21 protein-coding genes and 1 tRNA gene are annotated in these 25,112 nt (G+C 43.1%); 17 read left to right on the top strand and 5 right to left on the bottom strand.

Annotation, left to right across the window (positions count from 1 at the left end; genetic code table 11):
• Positions 1-119: 119 nt before the first annotated feature.
• The gene (locus tag EGV92_RS02205) at positions 120-455 is read right to left on the bottom strand and encodes a glutaredoxin family protein (protein WP_131667573.1); all 336 of its coding nucleotides are present in this window, start codon (positions 453-455) and stop codon (positions 120-122) included.
• 546 nt (positions 456-1,001) lie between these two features.
• On the opposite strand from EGV92_RS02205, the gene mtgA reads away from it, so the two are divergent.
• From mtgA to EGV92_RS02175, 6 genes are all read left to right on the top strand, one after another.
• The gene (gene mtgA, locus EGV92_RS02200) at positions 1,002-1,697 is read left to right on the top strand and encodes a monofunctional biosynthetic peptidoglycan transglycosylase (RefSeq protein ID WP_131667572.1); all 696 of its coding nucleotides are present in this window, start codon (positions 1,002-1,004) and stop codon (positions 1,695-1,697) included.
• A 301-nt stretch (positions 1,698-1,998) separates the two neighbouring features.
• The gene (gene ppk1, locus EGV92_RS02195; protein ID WP_131667571.1) at positions 1,999-4,257 is read left to right on the top strand and encodes a polyphosphate kinase 1; all 2,259 of its coding nucleotides are present in this window, start codon (positions 1,999-2,001) and stop codon (positions 4,255-4,257) included.
• A gap of 346 nt (positions 4,258-4,603) precedes the next feature.
• Positions 4,604-4,786, top strand: a complete 183-nt coding sequence (locus EGV92_RS02190; RefSeq protein ID WP_131667570.1) for a hypothetical protein — start codon at positions 4,604-4,606, stop codon at positions 4,784-4,786.
• Between the two features lie 100 nt (positions 4,787-4,886).
• Positions 4,887-5,174, top strand: a complete 288-nt coding sequence (locus EGV92_RS02185; RefSeq protein ID WP_207401722.1) for a hypothetical protein — start codon at positions 4,887-4,889, stop codon at positions 5,172-5,174.
• Between the two features lie 164 nt (positions 5,175-5,338).
• On the top strand, positions 5,339-5,746 hold the full coding sequence (locus tag EGV92_RS02180) for a hypothetical protein (RefSeq protein ID WP_131667569.1): 408 nt from the start codon (positions 5,339-5,341) through the stop codon (positions 5,744-5,746).
• A 55-nt stretch (positions 5,747-5,801) separates the two neighbouring features.
• A complete protein-coding gene (locus tag EGV92_RS02175) occupies positions 5,802-6,041 on the top strand; it encodes a hypothetical protein (RefSeq protein ID WP_131667568.1) in 240 nt (79 codons plus the stop codon).
• Between the two features lie 96 nt (positions 6,042-6,137).
• Here the strand turns inward: EGV92_RS02175 and EGV92_RS02170 are convergent, their stop codons facing one another.
• Entirely contained in the window at positions 6,138-6,830 is a 693-nt protein-coding gene (locus tag EGV92_RS02170; protein ID WP_131667567.1) for a MiaE family protein, read from the bottom strand.
• Positions 6,831-7,579: 749 nt separating this feature from the next.
• Between EGV92_RS02170 and EGV92_RS02165 the strand changes: the two genes are divergently transcribed.
• The 11 genes from EGV92_RS02165 (at position 7,580) to EGV92_RS02115 (ending at position 22,264) form a co-directional block, all read left to right on the top strand.
• The gene (locus tag EGV92_RS02165) at positions 7,580-9,796 is read left to right on the top strand and encodes a malate synthase G (RefSeq protein WP_131667566.1); all 2,217 of its coding nucleotides are present in this window, start codon (positions 7,580-7,582) and stop codon (positions 9,794-9,796) included.
• A 443-nt stretch (positions 9,797-10,239) separates the two neighbouring features.
• A complete protein-coding gene (locus tag EGV92_RS02160) occupies positions 10,240-11,295 on the top strand; it encodes a porin (protein WP_131667565.1) in 1,056 nt (351 codons plus the stop codon).
• A 157-nt stretch (positions 11,296-11,452) separates the two neighbouring features.
• Positions 11,453-13,177: a CTP synthase gene (locus EGV92_RS02155; protein WP_242678566.1), complete on the top strand. Its 1,725-nt coding sequence runs from the start codon at positions 11,453-11,455 to the stop codon at positions 13,175-13,177.
• Between the two features lie 282 nt (positions 13,178-13,459).
• Entirely contained in the window at positions 13,460-14,320 is an 861-nt protein-coding gene (gene kdsA, locus EGV92_RS02150) for a 3-deoxy-8-phosphooctulonate synthase (RefSeq protein WP_131667564.1), read from the top strand.
• A gap of 247 nt (positions 14,321-14,567) precedes the next feature.
• Complete coding sequence (locus tag EGV92_RS02145) at positions 14,568-14,834, top strand: hypothetical protein (protein WP_131667563.1); 267 nt, start codon at positions 14,568-14,570, stop codon at positions 14,832-14,834.
• Between the two features lie 303 nt (positions 14,835-15,137).
• Complete coding sequence (locus EGV92_RS02140; RefSeq protein WP_131667562.1) at positions 15,138-15,362, top strand: heavy-metal-associated domain-containing protein; 225 nt, start codon at positions 15,138-15,140, stop codon at positions 15,360-15,362.
• A 236-nt stretch (positions 15,363-15,598) separates the two neighbouring features.
• Positions 15,599-17,953: a heavy metal translocating P-type ATPase gene (locus tag EGV92_RS02135; RefSeq protein WP_131667561.1), complete on the top strand. Its 2,355-nt coding sequence runs from the start codon at positions 15,599-15,601 to the stop codon at positions 17,951-17,953.
• A 298-nt stretch (positions 17,954-18,251) separates the two neighbouring features.
• Positions 18,252-19,571 (top strand): phosphopyruvate hydratase, encoded by a 1,320-nt coding sequence (gene eno, locus EGV92_RS02130; RefSeq protein ID WP_131667560.1) that lies wholly within the window; start codon positions 18,252-18,254, stop codon positions 19,569-19,571.
• Positions 19,572-19,576: 5 nt separating this feature from the next.
• A complete protein-coding gene (locus EGV92_RS02125) occupies positions 19,577-19,891 on the top strand; it encodes an FtsB family cell division protein (RefSeq protein ID WP_131667559.1) in 315 nt (104 codons plus the stop codon).
• Positions 19,892-20,019: 128 nt separating this feature from the next.
• Complete coding sequence (ispD, locus tag EGV92_RS02120) at positions 20,020-20,784, top strand: 2-C-methyl-D-erythritol 4-phosphate cytidylyltransferase (protein ID WP_341352795.1); 765 nt, start codon at positions 20,020-20,022, stop codon at positions 20,782-20,784.
• 871 nt (positions 20,785-21,655) lie between these two features.
• Positions 21,656-22,264, top strand: a complete 609-nt coding sequence (locus EGV92_RS02115; protein ID WP_131667558.1) for a BLUF domain-containing protein — start codon at positions 21,656-21,658, stop codon at positions 22,262-22,264.
• A 223-nt stretch (positions 22,265-22,487) separates the two neighbouring features.
• Here the strand turns inward: EGV92_RS02115 and EGV92_RS02110 are convergent.
• From EGV92_RS02110 to pyrC, 3 genes are all read right to left on the bottom strand, one after another.
• Positions 22,488-22,563, bottom strand: a tRNA-Glu gene (locus EGV92_RS02110).
• A 339-nt stretch (positions 22,564-22,902) separates the two neighbouring features.
• On the bottom strand, positions 22,903-23,706 hold the full coding sequence (gene rnt, locus EGV92_RS02105) for a ribonuclease T (protein WP_131667557.1): 804 nt from the start codon (positions 23,704-23,706) through the stop codon (positions 22,903-22,905).
• Between the two features lie 195 nt (positions 23,707-23,901).
• Complete coding sequence (pyrC, locus tag EGV92_RS02100) at positions 23,902-25,080, bottom strand: dihydroorotase (RefSeq protein WP_131667556.1); 1,179 nt, start codon at positions 25,078-25,080, stop codon at positions 23,902-23,904.
• Positions 25,081-25,112 lie beyond the last annotated feature (32 nt).

Raw genomic sequence — 25,112 nt, 5'->3', positions numbered from 1 at the left:
GCAGCTAATAAGACCTCTAGGCTAAAACATTAAGTCAAAACATTGGTTTTAAAGTTAGTTTGTTAAAAGTCGGGTGACGACAGGAATACAGCTAAAGGAATACAGCTAAGCTTGTGGCTCTAAGAAGCCAGCTGCTGTAAGTCTAAGATAGAGAAAGGGTAGTCTAGCCGCGCATTCGAGGTCAATATGACGGGAATCTTAGTCGAAAATTCCATCATAGTTAGCTCGTCTAAATCAATAATATCGAGCTTCTGATAAGCAGTGGGCAGTACTGATTGTAATTGAACAATAAGATTTTCGGCAATATCGCAAAGGTGACAACCTTCCGTTCCAAGTAGCCACCATGCGCCACTGTCTAGCTCAGGGCACTGTGATTGCAGCTGCTGACGTAGTTGGTAGATGGCAGTTTTATTCGCCTCACTAGAAGGTAAGTCCGATTGGGTATTATTTATCATGGCGTTGATTATCATTTGGTTTGGTTTCATTGTTGTTGATAAAGTTAGTGGTTATTGAACTAACGCTTATTAAACTAAGAATATCAGCAATCATAACAATAGAGTGTATATCGGGAATAGGCTTGTGTGACTGTGGTAAAGGTATCATGCAAGATTATTTTTCAAGTCATCTTAGCTTATTTACTGATGCTTACTTAAGGCTTGCATTGCAGAGTTAATAACGTCTATCTATCGGTGTCTTCTGTACTCAATCGAAGTCTACTTTAATGCGGACACGCTCTAACATTCTTATACCAATGAGCACACAGTGGATAATATAATGACACTGCTATCAGCTTTGGGTAAGATAGCATATTTTTAGCGATAGCTTGGCTTATAGGTGAGCGCTCACTTCTCGTAGTTCATGATAGATTAGAGTGCTAAATCCGTATATGGATACTACTATAGCCGTATCAGCGTGTCAGAATAATGGTGATACGTTTAATGGCTGATTGTCATTGCACATAAATATTTTGCCCGACTTTTTAATTATTTAGGCTGGTTTTCATGGTTGGTTTGCTCAAGTTTTTTAAGCGGTTACTACTAGCTCTCATGCTGCTTGTGGTGGCCTTTCACATTCTAGTGATCGCGCTATTGGCAATGTGGAAGACGCAGCCCATTAGTAATAGTATGTTTATGTTGGCGCATCGACTTGGTGGCGGTTCGGTGACTCAGCAATGGGTAGAGTATGATCAGATCGCCAAGCCCGTCAAGCAAGCGGCGATAGCCAGTGAAGACGCCAAGTTTGTCAATCATGAAGGCTTCGATATGCAAGGTATAGAAGCGGCCATGCAAAAAAATGAAGCCACTGGTAAGATGAGCGCTGGCGGCTCAACCATTACTCAACAGTTGGCGAAAAATCTATTTTTGACCTCACATCGCTCTTATGTCCGCAAAGGAGAAGAGGCACTAATCACTATTTTGCTAGAAAATATGTGGGACAAGCAGCGCATATTAACCGCCTATTTAAATGTGGCCGAGTTTGGTGATGGTATTTATGGCATTGAAGCGGCGGCGCAGCACTATTTTGATAAACCTGCTGCCAAGCTTAATCGGGAAGAAGCAGCGCTATTGATCAGTATGCTGCCGAATCCTAAATACTATGAGCAGCATCAAAATGCCAAGCGGCTGCGCAATAAGCAGCGCATAGTTCTCAGACGCATGAAACATGCTGCACTACCAGCACCTTCAGCTGACTCCTAAATATATCAGTACTTTATATATTAGTACTCTGGCGACTGACATAAAACCATCATATGATTACGTTATAATAAATAGCGCAAGGTGTATCTAGGAGTATATCGACCACTGTCTTTGGGCCAAAACTAATGCTTTGCTGGCTTAGTGTTTGCGCTAAAGTGCTGCCAATAAACTGCAACGATTTGCAAATCCTGTGATACCCCTTCTGCCACAATAATTATTGTAATAATTATATTGTAACCCTCGTAATAGCTATGTTGTAAAAATAGCCGCTTAAGTCTCATCTGCCATCTAGGAAGCTGTCATGACCGCTAACCCAAACCACCATCAACCCAACACAAATAAAAAAACAGCTGCAGCTGAAGAAGCTAGCAATACCAAAGCAAACGAGCAATCTACTTTTAGCCTAGCAAGCCAAAAGCACAGCGCAAACGATGAGCAAGCACTTACTCAAATTGATTGGCAGCGTTTTGATGATGGTAGCTACTCCGCCAATAGCTATATTAATAGAGAGTTATCCTTGCTCCAGTTTCACCTTCGAGTATTGGCGCAAGCGACAGATGCTAGACACCCACTGCTAGAGCGTCTCTTCTTTTTGATTATATTTTCTTCCAATATGGATGAATTCTTTGAGATCCGTGTGGCGGGTATCATGAAAAAGCTTAATCATGGTGATGTAGCTAGCACCCCGCATGGTATGCGCCCAAGTGAAGTATTGCGGCAGATATCAGACATCGCTCATGAAGCCATTTCCGAGCAATATCGCATCTTAAATGAAGATATTTTGCCAGAGCTTGCCAAGCAAGACATCCGCTATCTTAAGCGTGATGAGTTGAATGCTGAGCAATCGGCATGGATGAAGCGCTACTTCATTGAGCAAGTCATGCCGGTGTTAACGCCGATTAGTATTGATCCGGCGCATCCATTTCCGCGATTGGTTAACAAAAGCCTGAACTTCATGGTGAGTTTAGAAGGCAAAGACGCCTTTGGCCGCGATATTAATTTGGCTGTCGTACCCGCGCCGCGTAGTCTGCCACGGGTTATTCGTCTGCCGGATGAGCTGACAGGTGGCAAAGAGCATCATGTTATGCTGTCTGCCGTTATCCACGAGCATGTTAATGAGCTATTCCCTGGAATGATGGTGACCGGCTGTCATCAGTTTAGACTCACGCGCAATGCGGACCTAAATCTGGCAGACGATGTCGAAGATATCGCCAAAGCATTAGAGGGTGAGCTTGAGAACCGCCGTTTTGGGGACAAAGTACGTCTTGAGGTGACGACCAATTGCCCAGATGAGATTAGCAATTTCCTTCTAGAGCAATTTGAGCTGCATAACAACCAGCTTTACCGAGTCAATGGCCCTGTCAACCTAACGCGCCTGCTTTTCGACTTTAATGTGCCCTCTTTGCGTTATGAGCCATTTAACCATGTGGTGCCTAAGGCATTCCGCCGTGAGTCGTATGACAAAGGTGAGAAGTCAAGAAGCATGTTTACCACCATGCGCCGAGGCGATGTGCTGGTCCATCATCCTTTTCATGCCTTTTCGCCGATTGTTAATCTATTGTGGCAAGCAGCCAACGATCCTAAAGTGCTGGCTATCAAGCAGACGCTCTATCGCTCAGGCACCAACTCTGAGATTGTACAAGCGCTCGCAGTGGCTGCACGCAATGGTAAAGAAGTTACTGCTGTTATCGAGCTGCGCGCACGCTTTGATGAGGCCTCCAATATTGCTGTGGCCAACTTCCTGCAAGAAGCTGGCGCGGTAGTCGTCTATGGTATAGTGGGATACAAAACTCACGCCAAGCTGATGCTGATTGTACGCCGTGAGGACGATAAAATTCGCCGCTATGTCCACCTTGGTACGGGTAACTATCATGCGGGCAATGCCAAGTCATATACCGACTATGGTCTATTTACAGCAGATACGGATATCTCAGAAGATGTGCATAAGATATTCCAAGAGCTGACAGGCATGGGTAAGCCCGCCAATCTTAAAAAGCTGCTTCATGCGCCATTTACGCTGCATGATAAGCTCATAGAGTTTATTGATGACGAGATTCAATATGCCAAGGCTGGCAAAAAAGCTCATATTATCGTCAAAGTTAATGCTTTAACCGAGCGTAAGCTTATTGATAAGCTCTACGATGCCTCGCAGGCTGGGGTCAAGATTGAGCTAATATTGCGCTCTATGTGTTGCCTGCGTCCGCAAGTAAAAGGACTGTCTGAGAATATTACGGTGCGCTCAGTTATCGGACGCTTTTTGGAGCACACACGTGTTTATTATTTTTATAATAATGGTGAGGAGCGTCTGTACTGTGGTAGCGCTGACTGGATGGACCGTAACTTATTCCACCGTGTTGAAGTGGCATTCCCGGTTGAGGATAAAAAGCTGTTCAAGCAGGTCTATAATCAAGGCTTAATTAACTATCTTCAGGATAATGTTGAAGCTTGGACGTTAGCTGGATCAGGTCAGTGGACGCGCTGTCATCCAGCAGTAGATGAAGCTGCACATATTGCGCAAGATCAGCTTCTTGCAGCAGTGAATGGGGTAAGCTTAAACTAACAATGACGTAGCACGATTCTATCGACTACTACTATGCTTTAAATAGTCCTAAGATAGTGCAATTAAGAGACAGTACCTGCTTAAGGTGCTGTCTTTTTTTAATGTTAGAACCCCAAATAGATTGCTAGTGATAAGGGCGGGGCTAGCAGATTAATAGAAACGCTGAGCTTGGTGAGCACAAAAACAGTATTGGCGGTTGTTTGTTTACAAAGCATCCTGCCTTCTCACATATATTCACATATGGATACGCTGAAACACTGGCAACGGCTTAAGATTTATTATAGTTTTAATAGACTGATTGACTTTGTTACGAAGTTTTATAGTGCATAACTTATTGGAGGCGCAAATGACTAATAACACTCATGATAGCTCTGAGCTTAATCAGGCAGTTGACAATATCGACGCATCAAAAATAGCAGAGAATCTTGATAAAGAATCGCCAGACGATTCGTCATCAGCTCAGCCTAAAGCCCTTAATGATGAGCAGCAGACGCCATTTATTGATGAGTCTGTGCGCACTGATAAATAGTTTTGCAGTAGCAGTACTAACGATTAATCTACATTTTGGAGTAATCAGCGATTTATAAAAATTCTAAATCGCTGATCGACAATTATTGAAAGGATATATTATGACGGACAAAGAAGTAATTATTGATAACAATACGGATCGTACTGAGATAGCCGCTACCAACTATACTAAAGCGTCCGCTACCTCTACTACGGCAGCCACGGCACAGAGTCCTAAAGATAGTTTTGAAGGTCGCAAGCATCAGCCCGACATTGATGGGCCAATGCAAGATTCTCAAGAGACTGATGAGATTTACGTTGACCCCAGAAAGCAAGAAGACTTGCCTGCTGGTGGTGTGAATGCTGGCGACTTAAATGCTGCTGACTTAAGCAAAGAGGCTAATAAATAATCTGCACTAGCATACTACTATTAGCAGTATGATTAGTATTAACGTTGAGCTGCTTTTATTAGTCAGTAAGTTTGTTAGCAGTCACTTATTTTAGCTGCGTTTATTGTTGTATGTATTTAGCGCAATCAATTTTTAACCTTATCCTTATATAGAAGGCGAATATTATGAATACCAACGATCCACATTTAACCAAAACGCCTATCAAAGATGCCGATGCTGGTATTGCGACAGAAACCACAACGGCACCACGAGACGCCGTAACGAGTGCCGCAATTGATGCCGAAACTACAGTCAATAAAGGTACTGAGACGTTCGATGACAATGTAGTGGGCAGCGAGCACGTTAAAGACGGTGATATTCCAGCGCGTCAGCCAGATCGCCGAGACCAAGAAGGTGGTACGGCTTTTGATGAAGGTATTAATGAAGAGTCGACCGCTCATTATGATAAGTCTGAACCAAAGAGTGACGAGATTAATGAGCACAATCGTTATGCAACTGTTGATAATGCTCAAAGCCGCGTATTGAATGTGGCGGATCAGCATGAAGATGGCTCGGTCATTGATAGCGAGTAGGTAGAGCAAATATCGTTAATAACGTCCCTATCTTATTTCAACTTAGGAGCAGTCTATGACCCTTTCAGATAAAAGTAATTCTGAGAACGTCAATGAAAAACGCGTCAACCAAGGCGTAGATGATGCGCAGTATTCATTGAGGGATGCGGACAATCACAGTGGTGTCGTACCAGATGATGCTCTGCAAAAAGTAAACCCCTCAGCAGCAGCGCGTGTCTCTCCTGATCAAGACCCGCATCATGTAGCTAAGTCGAAGCCTCAGTATGATACGGACGTGACCGAAAGTGATAACTAAGCTTAGTTACCCCTTATAGCCATTACTGACTGTGAGGGGTAGCCCTTATTTATCATTGATTCTTTATAACTTTTTATAACTAAAAATGAAGCATATCTAGGCTGGGACGCCACTATGAAATCTTAATTGAGAATCTGGACTGGTAATTAAGTCCGCTTCTACCTCCCTAAACAACGCTACTCTGGCATCAATATCAGCATCGTTGTTCTCTTTAGTCAGGTCACGGGCTAGCGTTAAATAATCTTCAAAGTGTCGGCTTTCTGACTTTAATAGGTAACGATAGTACTTAGCAAGCCGGGTATCGTCAATGACCTCCGCTAATGCGGCAAAGCGCTCACACGAGCGTGCTTCAATAAATGCCCCGATAATAAGGACATCTGCCATTGCCGCTGGCTCATAAGTACGTTTGTGCTTGAGCATACCTTTAGCGTAGCGACCAGCGGACAGATATTGCCACTCTTGACCTCGATCATGCATGAGCTTAATCACTTGCTCATAGTGTAGCATCTCTTCACGGATTAGCTGAGCCAGCTTACATTGCAACTCATAAGAAAACTCATAGCGAAAGATGATATTCATTGCTGTGCCTGCGGCCTTCTTTTCGCAGTTAGCGTGGTCTTGAATGATGGTCGGTAGATCATTTAGAGCGGCATCAACCCAAGCTTGAGGGGTTTTTGCGCCTAGGAAATCATAGATAGGGGTGAGATCGACAGAAGGCGTCTGGTTGGTAAAGTCAGTCGTGGTGTTTACAGTAGTGGCTATGGTTTCTACTTGGCTGTCATCATTCATATTTTTGGGTACTGTCAAATGGTTAGATGTGTTTAAAGCTTTTTGCCTATTGTAGCAAACCTCTTTAGATTTCTAATAACCTGTTACCAGTATTTAATTAAATAATCTACTAACTTGCTAGTCACTGCATTTTTGCAGCAGTAATATTCTGTACAGGCCTTTAGATATCAGAGTTATCATGGCAAGTGAAGTTTGTTATTTATTTTAGAAATACCTCTGGCTTGTTAATTTTATAATTTGATAGTACGATGACAAAAGTGCTATTAGTACGATTGGTTTTTAAATCCGATAAGCTCAGTTATCTTCAATACGCTTACTTTGATGAAATTAATATCTTTGATGTTAATCAACTACTTAAGTGGAGTATTCGATTGTCTTAAACCTTCTCATAGGTCCAGTAGATTTAAAAATCACATACTTAATAAGGTGTGTCTTTAGTTTTGGTTTTATGACTAAATTTAGTCTCACGACTTAACTTAAAATACCGCCTAAAATCATAGCCAACGATATAAATAGCTATTGAAATACAGGTCGTAATACACTTAAGCTTTAATAGCTATATTCGTAAGATTCTTGACAAGAAGTGAGCCGGATAATGACTGACTCATCTTGCAAGTGATATTACAGCAAGCAGGGATATCTCTGGTAGTATTGATTTAAGAATGACTATTTATTGTTGTGCTTAGAGTTTATCAAACCTACCAAGATCTAATAATTACTTTGATTCATTTCACCATAAGGATAGCAATATGACACAAGCTCAAAATCAATTACAACAGGATGTCAATCGAGTTCAAAAAGGGGCGCTTGCCATCGACAGTCAGCTTTATGACTTTATCGAAAATGAAGTACTGCCTCGCGTTGGACTAGCGTCAGATAGCTATTGGTCAGGATTCGAGAAGGTCGTCACAGAGTTTACACCACGTAATAAAGCTTTATTAGCAAAGCGTGATGAGCTGCAAAAACAAATTGATCAGTGGCATTTAGACAACCCTGCAAAAGATGGTGAGATTGATTATCCAAAGTATAAGCAGTTTCTAACGGATATCGGCTATCTACTACCAGAGGGTGATGACTTTTCGGTCAGTACAGACAATGTAGATGCTGAGATTGCTAGTATTCCAGGACCGCAGTTGGTCGTTCCTGTGCGAAATGCTCGATATGCCTTGAATGCAGCCAATGCGCGTTGGGGTAGCTTGTACGATGCTCTATACGGCACCGATATGATCGACGAGTCAGAGGGCAAGGATAAGGGTAGCAGCTACAATCCTAAGCGTGGTGCTGCTGTGGTTGCGTATGCTAAGGACTTCCTAGACCAGCACTTTACTTTAGCCAATGGCTCTTATAAAGAGGCTACTGGTTTTTCAGTGGTTGATGGAAAGTTAGTTATAGCTCAAGGTGAGAGTACTACTGAGCTTAAAGATGCAGGTAAGTTTGCCGGATACGTGGGCGAGGCAAGTGCTCCTACAGGTATTCTTCTTAAGAATAATAACCTTCATGCTGAGATTCAGATTGATGCTAACCATCCTGTAGGTCAAGATGACCCTGCAAATATTAAGGATGTTCTGCTTGAATCGGCTATTACCGCCATTCAAGACTGTGAAGACTCAGTCGCTGCTGTAGATGCTGAAGAAAAGGTAGAGGTTTATCGCAATTGGTTCGGTCTTATGAATAGCGACTTGACCGAGACCTTCATGAAAGGAGGTAAAGAGCTTACTCGTAAGCTAAATCCTGATCGTGAATATACTAAGCCAGATGGTGGAAAACTTATCTTACCGGGCCGCTCATTGTTGTTAATCCGTAATGTCGGTCACCTTATGCAAAATCCAGCTATCCTAGTCGATTTAGGAGACGGTCCTGAAGAGATCTTTGAAGGTATCATGGATGGGCTGATTACTGCGCTATTATCAATGAACGATATCAAGGGCAACAACAAGCTATCCAACTCACGTGAAGGCTCTATGTATATCGTGAAGCCAAAGATGCATGGTCCAGAAGAAGTGAAGTTCGCTGACGACCTCTTTGCGGCTATTGAGGATGTATTAAGTCTACCTCGCAATACTCTTAAGATGGGTATTATGGATGAAGAACGCCGTACGACAGTCAATCTAAAAGAAGCCATCCGTCAGGCCAAAGAACGCGTTATCTTCATTAATACCGGTTTCTTAGATCGTACTGGTGATGAGATGCATACCAGTATGAATGCTGGACCATTCGTGCGTAAAGGCGATATGAAATCACAAGCGTGGCTGCCTGCCTATGAGCAGTGGAACGTCGATATTGGCCTAGCCACAGGTTTGCAAGGGCGCGCACAGATTGGTAAAGGCATGTGGGCCAAGCCTGATGAGATGAAAGAGATGGTCGCGACCAAAGCCGGTCATCCGAAGGCAGGCGCAACTACCGCCTGGGTGCCATCGCCTACGGGCGCTACCTTGCACAGTATCCACTATCATGAAGTGAATGTTCCTGAGGTGCAAGAAGGCTTTAAATCGCGCACTCGTGCCAGCCTTGATGATATCTTGACCATTCCACTGGCCAAGGATAGCAACTGGTCTGAGGAAGAAAAGCGTCAAGAGCTTGAGAACAATGCTCAAGGTATCTTAGGTTACGTCGTGCGCTGGGTAAACCAAGGTGTTGGCTGCTCTAAAGTACCGGATATCAACAATGTGGGACTTATGGAAGATCGGGCGACCTTGCGTATCTCAAGTCAGCATATTGCCAATTGGCTGCATCATAATATCGTCTCAGAAGAGCAAGTTATGGATGCTATGAAGCACATGGCTAAAGTCGTCGATGAGCAAAATGCGGGTGATCCAGACTATAAGACTATGGCAGATGACTTTGATAACTCATTCGCCTTTAAGGCCGCTTGTGACTTAGTGTTTAAGGGTCGTGAGCAGCCTAGTGGCTATACAGAGCCACTCTTGCATCAAGCTCGCCTCGATTTAAAGGCAAACGCCTATTAACGCAAGATTCGCGGCGTTTTTAGCTTAAATTTAGTCCAAGATGAACGTCATCCATTATTGGATGACGTTCTTTTGTAAGGTGTGTAGCCTTGCTCAGCTATTGGTAGGTGATGCTTTAGAGATGAACGTGAATACTAAGGATAAAAAAAGTGTTGCAAATTATGTCAAAGTTGATATGCTTGTATCCGAAGTACGAGTTTGGTAACGGATGTTACACCATGGATAGGTTACTATCTTTTTTTACTCAAGGTTAACAATAAATGTTTAAGTTGAGCTAAAATTTGATTGTTTTCATGTAAATGTAACAAAACTTTGCCATACTATGTACCACGAATCTTGATAACGAATCTTTCAAACGTTTTGAGGATTTGATTGGTTATCATCTTGGGCGTTAGCTTGTTAGGGCAGCCCGTTAATAAAATTGTTAAGTGGAGAGATTTCCCATGAAAAAACTACTTTTAGCTTCAGCTATTGCTGCTCTATCTGTTTCTGCTGCGCAAGCAGCTCCTACCGTTTACGGTAAAGCGTTCTTGACGCTAGATTTAAATTCTGGCGATACAGATACTACGACTACTAATACCACTACTAATACTTCTGTTAAGACTAGTACTAGCGATGATGGTCGTAGCCAATTGAACTCTAATAGTTCACGTATTGGTCTTAAAGGTTCTGAAGCCTTAACTGCTAATACAGATTTAGTTTATCAATTAGAGTATGGTATTGATGTAGATGCAGGTGATGAGTACGTAGACCAACAAGGTAAACGTACTAAAAATAAATCTGATCAATTCTATGCTCGTGATACCTATGTAGGTCTAGCTAATGCTCAGTATGGTACAGTTTTAGCAGGTCGTTTGTCTGCTATTGATGGCGAAGTAGACTACGCTAACGTTGCTAGTGGTGGCGTTCTAGGTGGTGATGGCGTTTTAGCTAGTATTGATGCTCCTCGCGCCAATAACTCTTTTGCCTACATTTCACCGAAGTATAATGATTTACAGTTCATGGCGATGTATGTCATGGATGAAAATGATAAAGCAGATACATTTAACCGTGATGTTTTTGGTATCGGCGCTAAATATGAAATGGGCGCTATGAACGCTGGTGTTTCTTACCTTGGTGGTGGAGATGACTTCAAAGCTCTGCGTGTAAGTGGTAACTATGCCGTTAGTCCAGCTGTGACTGTTGGTGCGCTATATCAAATGTCTGACTTTGATACTGATGATAATGAAAATGCATTCACTATCAGCGGTGAGATGGCAACAGCAACTCCTTGGACTGCCTATGCACAAGGTGATATGGTAAGTAATGTTGAAGGTGCTTCAGACGCTGATGCTTTCCGTGTTTTAGTTGGTGGTAAGTATGCTTTCAATAAAGCAACGACTGGTCACTTATACGGTGCATATTTGAATAAAGAAAATACTACTGTAGAGAATACTATCAAAACTAAAACTGATTTTGACGGTTTCGGTATTGGCGGCGGTGTAGAATACAAATTCTAACCCACTGCTCAGCCTGATCTAAAGTAGAATAAGAATCCACCCTTTGGGGTGGATTTTTTATGGTTAATATTTTTCATTACTTAATAGGGCACTTGCCCTATTTTTTTTAGGTGAATTTTAGTAAAATCCTCTTTTACCAATAACGTATTTTGATGCCATGATGACTAGCAACGAAGCAAGCAACACTACAAGTAGCAATAGTAAAGACCATACTCCTGAGCCAATCGCTAAGCGGCCGACCAAGTTTATCTTTGTAACCGGCGGTGTCGTTTCCTCTTTGGGCAAGGGTATAACAGCAGCATCACTAGCAGCGGTTTTAGAAGCGCGTGGTCTTAAGGTCACCATGACCAAGATGGACCCTTATATCAATGTTGACCCAGGTACTATGAGTCCGTTTCAGCATGGTGAGGTGTTTGTCACCGAAGACGGCGCAGAGACTGACCTGGATCTAGGCTACTATGAGCGCTTTTTGCGACGCTCAAAAATGAGTAAGACCAATAACTTTACCAGTGGTCGCATTTATCAGACAGTACTCAATAAAGAGCGCCGTGGCGACTATCTAGGCGGTACGGTTCAGGTGATTCCGCATATTACCGACGAGATAAAGAGTAAAATCAGAGCCAGTGGTGCAGGTTACGATATCGCCATTATTGAGATTGGTGGTACGGTAGGGGATATTGAGTCGCTCCCTTTTATGGAAGCCGTTCGCCAGATGCAGGTGGAGCTAGGGCGCAATAATACGATGCTCATGCACCTGACGTTAGTACCGTATATCTCAAGTGCGGGGGAGACCAAGACCAAGCCGACACAACACTCTGTCAAGGAGCTGCGCTCAATTGGTCTACAGCCAGACATTCTTATCTGCCGCTCAGAGCACCCAATATCAGAAGATAACCGTCGTAAGATTGCGCTATTTACCAATGTCGAAGAGCGGGCAGTGGTCATGTGCCAAGATGCCGATAGCATCTATCAAATACCGCGGACTTTATATGAGCAGGACCTTGATGATATTGTCTGTGAGCGCTTTAATTTGCAAGTGCCTGAAGCAGACTTGTCTGATTGGGACAGTGTTGTCGATGCATTATTGAATGCGACTGGTAAAGTCACAGTAGCCTTGGTGGGTAAATATGTCGAATTGCCCGATGCGTATAAGTCTATCAATGAAGCCTTATTGCATGCTGGTATTACCTATAAGACGCACGTTAATATTGACTATATTGATGCAGAGGTATTTGGCGATTACGATGATGATGCCGTTGCTGAGCGTCTGAGTAATGCCGATGCTATCTTGGTCCCTGGTGGCTTTGGTGAGCGCGGTACGATTGGCAAGATGAAGGCCATTACCTACGCTCGAACTCAGCAAGTGCCTTATTTAGGGATTTGTTTAGGTATGCAATTGGCAGTCATTGAATATGCGCGCAATGTGCTCAATCTTGAGGCCAACTCATCTGAATTTGATCGTAAGACGGCAGAGCCAATTATTGGCTTAATCACTGAATGGCTAGATGAGAAGGGTGAGCTGCAGATCCGTAGTGATGACTCTGACTTAGGCGGCACCATGCGTCTCGGCGCGCAAAAGGCGGAACTGGTCGATAGCTCAAAACTGCGCCAAATTTATGGAGCGAGTACCATTACTGAGCGTCATCGTCATCGTTATGAGATGAACAATCGCTATATTGAGCCATTAGAGTCCGCAGGAATGAAGATTTCTGGCTATTCTACCAAGCAGCATCTGGTTGAGTCAGTAGAGATTCCTGAGCATCCGTGGTTTGTCGCTGTTCAGTTCCATCCAGAGTTTACTAGCTCGCCACGTGGTGGTCATCCACTATTTAATAGCTTTATCCAAGCAGCGATTGCTTATCATGGGCAAGCAGACAAATAAGACCAACTCTTGAATAGGCACAGCACAGCTCATGTTAAGACTTAAGGTTTTTTTAGGCGCTGAGTGTGCTAGTTAGTATATATTGTTGGTTCTGATTCTTTCAAATTATGGTTATTGAAATAATCTAGTAATGAAAAAAGACTATCCGTCAGGGTGGTCTTTTTTTTGGCGACTGATAATCAAGCTCCAATAATCCGTTACAATAATAAGGCAGGAATCAGAGTAAGATTATTTTATCCTATAGTTATTAAGACAAATATTAAGACAAGAATAAGGAGTACTATGAGCGAATTAGTAACGGCACAATCTCATTTACAGCTAGGGGACATCAGCATCGGTAATGATCAGCCGTTTGTGTTATTTGGTGGTATGAATGTTCTAGAGTCCAAAGAGTTAGCCTTTGAGATTGCTGAGGCCTATATTGACATCTGTCAGCGCTTAGATATTGGTTATGTGTTTAAAGCCAGCTTTGATAAAGCCAACCGCTCGAGCTTACACTCATTCCGTGGTCCTGGGTTGGATAAAGGAATCCAATGGCTAGGTGATATTAAAGATAAGTATGGTGTGCCTATCATTACGGATGTTCATGAGCCTTATCAAGCTGCACCAGTAGCTGAGGTTGCGGATATTATTCAGCTGCCGGCATTTTTGAGTCGTCAGACTGACTTGGTGCAAGCGATGGCTAAGACAGGGGCGATTATAAATATCAAAAAAGCACAGTTTTTGGCGCCGCACGAGATGCGTCATATTATGAATAAGTGCTTAGAGGCTGGCAACGATAAGATTATCTTATGTGAGCGTGGCACCGCTTTTGGTTATAACAATCTAGTCGTCGATATGTTAGGTTTTGACACCATGAAGCAGATGGATGTGCCTGTGTTCTTCGATGTCACTCATAGTCTACAGCAGCCGGGCGCGCGAAGTGATAGTGCAGGTGGTCGCCGAGAGCAGATTACTACGCTAGCTCGTGCAGGTATGGCAACTGGGCTTGCAGGATTGTTCTTAGAGGCGCACCCTGAGCCTGAGAAGGCAAAGTGTGATGGACCATGCGCTCTACGCTTAAGTCAGCTTGAGGCTTTTTTACAGCAGCTTAAGCAAATTGATACTTTAGTTAAAGGCTTCGAGGTACTCGATACCCATTAAGTATAATCGAGCACTCAAAATAGCTGGCTATAAAATTGCTAGCTAAAAATCGACAGATAAAGTAAGTGACTGGTAAATATAATTGCTTATAAGCTGTATAAGATTCAAAGCTGATAAGTAACTGCCAGTCTGTTTATCTGTATAATCTTTAAGTCAATCAGCTAAATATAAATAACGGCAACAGTACTGAGAATAGTTTGACGTGTCTCATATTCTCGGCAGATATTAAATATTAGGAGTTATACCGATGGCAATTCAAACTGCTCAAGTGAGTATTGAGAATATTGATGATAAAGCTGGTCTTGAAGATCTTATGAACGCCCTCAAAAATATTGACGGTGTAAAAGCAGTTGAGCTATTGCCCGATAGTGATATCGCTCATGTTCGCTATGAGGACACAGATACCTCCATCCATGCGTTAACAGCTGCTATCAGCATGGTGGACTATGTGACCCAGCCTTTTCCAATTGACGCCCCACAAAATCCTGATTATGAAGATCGTTATAAAAGATAGTTGGGCAGCTATTAGTAGATTTAATCACTACTCCTTTATTTTTTGACCATGATTTCTTGCTCTTGATTTCTTGCCAATAACCATCATAGAGATAGTATGAAGTGTTGGTATCGTTATAACTAGATAATCTAATATTGATCTGTTTTATCAAGGTTAATGTCGATGGGTGTTAGGGCTGCGTGACTTTATTAAAGCGTTTGAAATCTGACTATATCGTCTTAATATTGATATTATTCAATCTAAGCTTTGCTTATACTTTACCTAACTGCTTATTAAATTCTAAATAAAGATCAGGAGCTGATGATGACTGAACAAACTAGAGTTATCAAAATCGATGGAATGACTTGTAGTAACTGCGCTAAAAGTGTGCATAGTGTAGTAAGCCAGCTTGATGGCGTGCAAACCATCGCAGTAAGTCTTGAGCAGCAGCAGGCAACGGCTACCTTTGATGATAGCAAGGTCAGTGCCGAAAAAATTGCAGCTACCATTGAGGATGCTGGATTTGACGCCCAAGTCGCTAGTGCTTAAAGCTAAATATGTAGGATGGTGATATTTATTATAGTGATAACTATATGAGCTAAATATTCTTTTAGCTTAAAAATATTAACCCTGCCTGTCATTGATAGCTTATTTGGCATTCATGCACAGTATTTATTCACAATATCTATGCCTATTAAAAACAACCTGTCCTTAAGGCTGGTTGTTTTTTGCTTTATAATTAACTTTAAATTACGCAAGATTATCTGCTAACGAGCGTTGCTACTATGTCTCTTCCTTCTTCAACTACTCCTCGTGATTCTCATTCAGCTGCTGCTGATCAGCCGCATTCAAGTCAGCCTACCCATTTACAGTTGGCTATTGAAGGTATGTCTTGTCAAGCATGTGCTACACGTATCGAAAAGGTGCTTAATAAACAACCGGCTATTGAACAAGCGAGTGTCAATTTTGCCGCAGAGACTTTGAATGTAGACTATGACGCGACGCAAATGTCAGCGGATGAGGTTATGGAGTGGGTCGCTAAGACTGGATTTACTGCGAATGTCCAGGAGTCGCAAGCCTTTACCGAGGAAGCGGCAAAGGATAAAACCCCTCTGCCTTGGCGACTTATCTTGCTTTGGATATGTCTACTGCCATTTTTAGTGGGTATGGCAGGAATGATGCTAGGGCAAGGTATGGCATGGATGCCCCCCGTTTGGGTTCAGTTTGTGTTAGCGACAGTGGTACAGTTTGGTTTGGCGTGGCCTTTTTATAAAAGCGCTTGGGCTTCAATCAGAGGCGGCGTTGCCAATATGGATGTGTTGGTTGTTATCGGTACCGTGACGATTTGGGCTTATTCAACCTACTCTTGGCTGGTCGTAGGCGGTGGCCTTGATATGATTGGTGCAGGGTGGGGGGCGATGCAAATGTCCTTGACTCATGATTCCAGCATTTACTTTGAAGCTGGTGTGATGGTTATCGCCTTTGTTCGCTTAGGAAAATACTTAGAAGCGCGAACTAAAAAGCACAGTCTGAACAGTATAGATCTTTTGCTCACTTTGACCCCTAATGAGGTAGAGAAGCAGCAGCCTGACGGCAGCTTTGTCAGCGTATCACTATCCGAGGTGGTCGCAGGCGATCAGCTGCGAGCCAAGCAAGGCAGCCGTATTGCTACTGATGGCGTGGTGGTATCAGGCAGTGGCTGGTGCAATGAGAGCCATCTAACAGGTGAGTCCGTACCACTTGAGAAGCAAAGTGGCGATTCAGTGTTAGCTGGGGCACTAGTAGATAATGGCAGTCTTGTTTACCAAGTTACTGCTACGGGTCAAGACACCCAGCTGGGTGATATGGTTCAGGCGCTCAGTGACGCCCAAGGTTCCAAAGCCAATTTAGCACGACTGGCTGATAGGGTCACTGCTGTCTTCGTCCCTGTTGTTGTGACGATTGCTTTAGTAACTTTGGGACTGACGTGGTGGATTACCCATGATTTAGAGACCGCATTAATGCACGCGGTATCCGTACTGGTTATTGCTTGTCCTTGTGCGCTAGGTCTTGCCACCCCTGCTGCTATTATGGCAGGAATGGGTGTGGCAGCGCGGCATGGCGTTTGGTTTAAGGATGCGCAAAGCTTAGAGGCGGCAGGCAGTATTGATACGGTGGTAGTTGATAAGACAGGCACTCTTACTGTCGGTCATCCGGTATTGGTCGATCAGGTGGTGGTCGATAAGTCTATCAATGCTGATGAGGTGCTTAGCTTGGCCGCGAGTGTCGAAGTTCATGCCAGTCACCCATTAGCCACTGCACTGATTCAAGCAGCGGCTAATAAGGATTTAGAGTTATATGACGTCTCAGACATCAATGTCGTCCAAGGCCAAGGCGTCTCGGCGCAGATAGCAGGGCTGGGTGAGGTTAAAGTAGGGACTCCGCAGTTTGCCTCATTAAAACTGCCAAAACTGATGCCCAAGGTTTGGCAGGTATCGAGCAATGTCGCTGTCAGTGTCAATGATGAGCCATTAGGCGCTTTTGCCTTTGCTGATGATCTAAAGGGCGATGCTGAGCAGACAGTCAAAGCGTTATCGAATGACAATATCAATGTCGTCTTAATGAGTGGGGACAAGTCTTCAGTTGTAGAACATGTGGCAGCTCAGCTAGGTATTGAAGAAGCCTATGCTAAGCTGAGTCCGCGAGACAAAGCAGATAGAATCTCTGCCCTGCAAGTCGCGGGTCATCGTGTGGCGATGGTCGGTGATGGCGTCAATGATGCGCCTGCTATGGCCACCGCTGATGCGAGCTTTGCTATGTATGAAGGTACGGATGTGGCGCAGCACAGCGCCTCCGCACGGCTAATGGGCAATTCACTCATGCATGTGGATGCTGCCCAGAAGATTGCTAAAGCCACGCTAAAGAATATTAAACAAAATCTATTTTTTGCTTTTATTTATAACTGTATCGGTATCCCTCTAGCGGCCTTTGGCTTTTTGAATCCAATGATTGCAGCGGCAGCCATGGCGTTAAGCTCTATATCGGTATTGATGAATGCCATACGACTAACACGGTTTGAGACTACTGTTGGGGATAATGAGGTCACTGTCACGCCGATAGATTATGAGCAGCCAGCGCCAACCAATGCTACTGGCCCTTGAGTGTTTTCCCTAACTATCGCTACTAGAGTTGACCGCAAGTTGTGGTATTATGACGATTATTCGTTTCTCTCGCTTACTGACTCAATGTTTAAGGTTTTTAGGGTGTCGTACAATATTTCTTTAAGCTCATATTCTTATGTATAAGGTGATATTGATAATTCCTAATAGCCGTTGATGTAAAGCTAAAAATACTGCCAGAACGCAGAGCCGATTGCTCGTATGTCGTTATGGCCAAATAGAAGATGATTGAATAAAAACTTGTTATCGAATTAACTACCTTACCTCGTTTGGAGATATTATGTACGCTGAAGACACAAAAAACGGCACTGAAATCAAAGATATACGCGCTAGAGAAATTCTAGACTCACGTGGCAACCCAACGATTGAAGCAGATGTTATTTTGGCAGATGGTACCCTTGGCCGCGCCGCAGCACCGAGTGGCGCCTCGACAGGATCTAGAGAAGCGTTAGAGCTTCGCGATGGAGATAAAGATCGCTATCTTGGCCGTGGTGTCAAAAAAGCGGTAGCCAATGTCAATAGCCAGATTCGATCGGCTTTGGTAGATACTGATGTAGCCGATCAGCAGCGTATTGATGATGCTATGATTGCGCTAGATGGCACAGATAACAAAGAAAACTTGGGGGCAAATGCTATGCTGGCTGTCTCGCTAGCAGCTGCAAAGGCTGCGGCAAAAGCGCAAAGCTTGCCTTTACATCAGTACATAGCTAATCTGCGCAGTCAGACATCACTGACTATGCCAGTACCGATGATGAATATCCTAAATGGTGGCGAGCACGCAGATAATACTGTGGATATTCAAGAGTTTATGATTGAGCCTGTGGGCTTCACAAACTTCTCTGATGCCCTTCGCGCTGGTACCGAAGTATTTCATAGCTTAAAGTCAGTACTAAAGGCTCAAGGTCTAAATACTGCGGTGGGTGATGAAGGTGGCTTTGCGCCTAATCTACGTAGTAATGAAGAGGCCATTACTGTTATTATGTCTGCTATTGAGAAAGCCGGCTATACCCCAGGTAAAGATATCTATTTGGCCTTAGACTGTGCTGCTAGTGAGTTTTATAAGGATGGCCAGTATATCTTAGCGGGCGAGGGCAATAAGGCTTTTGACAGTCAAGGATTCTCAGATTACCTAGTAGGGTTGACCAATCAGTATCCCATTATCTCTATTGAAGATGGTCTTGATGAGGGAGACTGGGATGGTTGGGCGTATTTGACCCAGCAAATTGGTGATAAAGTTCAGTTGGTTGGAGATGATTTATTCGTGACCAATCCTGCTATCTTGCAAGAAGGTATCGATAAGAAGATTGCCAATGCTATCTTGATTAAATTCAATCAGATCGGTACGCTGTCAGAGACGCTAGATGCTATCTACATGGCTAAGAAAAATGGCTATGCGACGATAATCTCACACCGCTCAGGAGAGACAGAAGATAGTACTATTGCTGACTTAGCGGTTGGTACTGCGGCTGGACAAATCAAGACAGGTTCGCTATGCCGCTCAGATCGCGTCGCTAAATACAATCAACTGCTCCGCATCGAGCAGCAAGTCCGTGCAAGCTACCGCGGTGCCCAAGAGTTTATTGGGTTACGAGGCGAGTAAGCTCAATGAAGTATTTTAGCCAGTTTCTGTTATTGATTGTCGCCATTGCGGTTCTGCTAGGACTGCAGTATCAGTATTGGCTAGGAGAAAATGGACATTCACAGCACGAAGAGTTGATGGTTGAAATTGAAAAGCAGCAGCAGATCAATGACAATCAAGTCGCTGATAATAATATCTTGCGTGCTGATGTTCATGATTTAAAGACGGGCCTAGAGGCGGTAGAGGAGCATGCGCGACTAGATCTAGGTCTTATCAAGCCTAATGAGACCTTTGTTCAGCTATCCACAGCACCGACGACCACTACCTTACAAGCTCAATAATAGCTTAAGAGGATTATTCATCGATTACGACAGTTGGAATCCATTTCTGACTGTCGTTTTTTTTATCAAAGCTCATAATCATGTTAGTTAATCATCCCCTATTGATAACCACAGACTTTTGACGCCCTATGACCCATGACTTTAAATATATGCTTAATATAGACACTGATAGCGCCAATCTAGCCAACAAGGAACTACAAATTCATACGCTGATAGTCGCGGCTGGAAAAGGCAGCCGTTTTGGCGCAGATAAGCCTAAACAGTACGTGAAACTAAACGATAGAACATTACTTGAGCACAGTGTTGCCAGATTGGCAACAAGCCGCTATATCGATAATTGTCTAATAGTAATCGCCAGTGACGATCATTACTGCCGTGAGCTTAGCTTCGATATGGACGTACGCTTTGCTATTGGTGGAAGTGAGCGCTGGCAGTCGGTACAAGCAGGCGTGCAGCGTCTTATTGATGATGGCGGTTGTAGTCAGGATTTAGTCGTCATCCATGATGCAGCTAGGCCCGCTGTCCCGGTAAAGGATATAGAAGCTGTGATCGAAGCAGCTAAGCAAGAAAAGTTTGGCGCAATTTTGGCGACGCCTGTGGCCGATACACTAAAAGCGCAATCTGAGTCTAAAACTAATGAGAGTCGATATATCGCCCATACAGTGAATAGAAATGGATTATGGCAGGCGCAGACACCGCAGGTGTTCCGATTAGGCGCGTTACAAAAGGTACTGGCTCACGTTGCCCAGAATCATCTAGAGATTACAGACGAGGCCAGTGCTTTTGAAGCGCTGTCAATGGCAATCAGGCTAGTAAATGGCAGTCGACAGAATTTAAAACTAACTTACGCTGAAGATTTACCAATGTTGCAGGCTATTATTAGCCTACAATAATTGCTAATAGCGAAATTATCTAGAGCATAGTCGCTTCTAAATAAAATAGAGTCGTTGTATTATCCTGCGGAACTGGGATAGTTTTACTGGCTAGAGGTCATGAGATGACTGAAACGGGCGACAATTTATCCCAGCGACTTTGTGTCAAGTCTGAAATGGATTGACTCTATCTTAAAAGTTAAGAAATAATGACTGCAGCAGTCAAGGTAAAATATTAACTGTACCCTTATAAAATTAAATAGATTAGTGTCTTTAAACAAAAAAGTTTATGTGTTTAAAAATAATTAAATATTAATTTAATAAACAAGGATAGTTTTTTATAAGAGATGTTCTATCTAGTAAATTTAATTCTATAAATTGATTAAAGTAATTGCTTTAGTAAATAAGAATGTTTATGATGCAAAAATCTACTAAAAACTTTCAGTTTTGGTTCTCTAACGTGACTCCTATCTGTATAGATGAGTAGTAGTAACTATTCAATTATCAATCTATCTATTTCTTAGACATATTAAAATCCTATAATTCCTTTAATTAAACCCTTTCTAGAGGGTTTAATAGATAAGTTTCAATTAATTTTCTGCTAAAGATATCTTTTATTGAATGCTTATTACTGTGTCTAATCAATATTGTAATAATGGATTTTTAGTTCGAGGCAAATTCCATGCTCATAGTAGAGGTTATTCAATCGTTAGAAGTTAAGACTTTAGTGCTTTAACTAATAAAAATAGTTTACTAATGAAGTATCTATTGTAAATACCTATCAAAATTCTTCACTACTCTATTAACGGCAAACTGTCAGTCACCTTACTCACAACGTAGGGGTTTTATTTCAGTCAGCCAATAGATAGTTGGCTTATTTAGGAGAGATTATTTGCCATCACTCATTGCACCTACTAAAGAAGGCTCAGAGGAGCTTTTTGGCATGGCTTATATTAGTCGAATCACTTCTGGAGGATTAATAAGTGCAGGGACGCTGAATGATATCTCTAAAACCTCTATTCATAATAATCTTCTGAATCAGATTACTGGCATTCTTTGCTATGGTAACGGTTATTTCTTTCAGTATGTTGAGGGTAATGAGCAAGCTTTGACCAATCTAAAAAACGAGCTATTAGTAGATAGCCGTCATCAAGAAATGCAGATTTTGTACTATGATAGAATTATGCAGCGCTCATTTGAGAAGTGGGCGCTTCAGTCTTGGGTGCTACAAAAGGGTATGGTCAAAGAGGTTGCCCTAAAAAATCTATTACCTTTTCGACCAGATAACTGGCAAGGTGATGATTGGAAAGATTTTTTGGCGTTGTTAAAAGAATATGCTGTCGACCATGAGCATGAGTTTGCCAGACCTCTACGATATAATACCTTGGGTCTAACCTTGACTAGATTGGTCAGTATGCACCAAGCATTCTTATTTATTCAAGCTATGCTGATTTTGCTGCTTATAGTTAACTGGTGGCTACTGAATTCGACAAGTTTTTAACATATAAGTGTCAGTGGATTTGCAATGGTTGTAGCGCTGGTAATCTAGTTAATCATATGAAAACTAATACGGTAATGAGTCACGGGTAAAAAATGACTTGCTAGCAACCATAATTCCAATTTAGAGCCGATAAGCAAAATTTAGGCAATAAAAAAGCCAAATCTATTTAGACTTGGCTTTTTTAGTGTGGGCTATAGAACAGTGTAAATAGCTCACAGATATTTGGCGTCCCCACGGGGATTCGAACCCCGGTTACCGCCGTGAAAGGGCGATGTCCTAGGCCTCTAGACGATGGGGACTAGTATTAACCTCGACCGCTTTCACCGTTAATGTCGAAGTGGTGCGTATTCTAAAGTCAAAATAAAATGCTGTCAAGACCTTTTTTTAACTTTTTTAAGCGGTATCGGTGTCTGTTGCATTGGACATGAAGAGCTGATCTCAAACTGCTTTAAATAGTGGCGAATCCACAAGGATATCAACAAGCTGACAATGATGGCAAAGAGCATATAACCGGCGATGGTAGACCAGAGAATATCATGACAGCATAGTTAGTCATAATTTAGCAAGTAAAAGGTTAACGATTAACAGCTGCCTAAGTAGCGACATAAAGATGGATAAATGTATTAAACAGACGCTGCTTACTGAGTGTCACTATCCTGTAACTCGACTGGTCTTTGATCAGTATGTAAAGCATTAGGCAGCATAGGATAGTTGTTTAAAATGTGACAAAAAAGTTCAGCGGTCTTTTGCGTGTCATAAAGTGCGGAGTGAGCATCACTGCCGTTAAAATCGATACCAGCAGCCTTACAGGCTCGGGCTAGCACGGTCTGACCAAAAGCTAAGGCAGAGAGCGATACGGTATCTAGGACTGAAAAGGCGTGAAAAGGGCTATGATTTTTGCTATTGGTACGTTCTATAGCAGCGTTTAAAAAACCTAGATCAAAGTGGGCATTGTGACCGACTAAGACACATTGACGGCAATCATGATCGCGTCGCACTTCTTTTAAGCCTTTGAACAATCGTCTAAGCGCTACCTTCTCGTCTTCGGCAATGGCTTTTCTTAAGGGGTTACTAGGATCAATGCCGGTGAACTCTAGGGCGCGTGCCTCTAAATTGGCCCCTTCGAAAGGCTCAATATGGGCGTTTAACGGCTCGCCCTGATAGAAGCGGCCATTCTCATCCATCAAGATAGGAATGCAGGCGATCTCTAGTAAGGCATCAGTTTGCGCATTAAATCCAGCGGTCTCTACATCGACGACGACCGGCATAAACTTGCGAAAGCGTTCGCTGAGCTTGTTGATAGGTGCGCTGGATGAGGGCGTATTACTGTCAGGCACAACATCAGTAGAGCCAGACTCATCAAGATGATTATCTAGAGCGGTGTTAGGCGGTTGTACAGTTTTAAGCTCATCAGTTGACGAGGTAATGCTAGACTTATTCATACAAAGTATCAGTTAAATAAAGGATGAAAATCATCAAAAGATAAAGGAGCGAACTTAAATCTGACACTCCCTATATCGGAAAAAACTTCAGAAAAATACTGGGGAGTCGCTAAGGGGTAGCGCGATAGTAGCGATAAATGTCAGATAAATTCGATAGTCGTTCTACGACAGCTAGTGATTAATGAATAATAAAGGCTATCCTTTGATCGACCACGGTAAGACCTCACCTGCCATTAGCGGGATTAACGTATTATTGTCGGCGCTACTTTGAAGATAAGGATAGGCGCTGGGCACTGTCATAGGCTGTTTTATTAAGGTGATGGTGCCTTGATTGATCGGTAGGCCATAGAACTGAGCACCAAAGCGACTAGCGAAGCCTTCTAGTTTATCAATCTTACCCACACTATCAAAAGCAGTAGCGTAGAGCGGAAGCGCATTAGCCGCGCTATAACAACCTGCACAGCCACAAGCATTTTCTTTGGCGTGGGTGGCATGCGGCGCTGAGTCAGTTCCTAAAAAGAACTTAGGATTACCGCTAGTGGCTACATCAAGGAGTACACGTTGATGCTGCTCACGCTTTAAGATAGGCAAGCAATAAAAATGCGGTTTGATGCCGCCGACCAATAAATGATTGCGGTTAAAGAGTAAATGCTGCGGCGTGATGGTCGCGGCTACTTGATTGCCTTGCTCCAAGACAAAGTCAGCGGCATCACTGGTGGTGATATGCTCAACGACGATTTTAAGTGTCGGAAACTTAGCGATAATCTGACTAAGAACCTCATCTAAAAAACGCTTTTCTCGATCAAAGATATCCACATGAGCGCTTGTGACTTCACCGTGGATAAGCAGTGGTAGGTTATGAGCTTCCATCGCGTCAAAGACATCGACGCATTTATTAATATCGGTAACCCCGTCCGCGGAGTTGGTGGTAGCGCCAGCAGGGTAGAGCTTGACAGCTTGAACCAGTCCCGACTTTGCAGCCTCTTGAATATCTTTCGCTGTCGTATGATCGGTAAGATATAGCGTCATGCGTGGGTCAAAAGCATCCTTTCTAGCCTGCGCTATTGAAGAGGCATCAAGTGCAGCCAGAATACGCTCACGATAAGCGATAGCCTCAGCCGTTGTTTTGACTGGCGGTACTAGATTTGGCATACATATGACGCGGTTAAAGCTCTGCGCAGCATGCGCTACCGTAGTAGGCAGTGCCGCCCCATCACGAAGGTGAATATGCCAATCATCGGGTTGAGTTATGGTCACGGTCTTAGCGGGTGCTTCTGAGGAAGACAAGCGAATCTCGGTTTCTGTGCTGGCCGTAGACGAAGTGCTAGAATTTGAGTCTGAATTGGATTCGGGGGTCAAGGTCTGGACTGTCATAGATATGGTCGGTATACAAATAAGAATGCGGA

The organism is Psychrobacter pygoscelis (assembly GCF_004335015.1).
Classification (GTDB): domain Bacteria; phylum Pseudomonadota; class Gammaproteobacteria; order Pseudomonadales; family Moraxellaceae; genus Psychrobacter; species Psychrobacter pygoscelis.
Note: the sequence above shows the minus strand (reverse complement) of the source record. Positions and strands in the feature narration are given on the sequence as shown.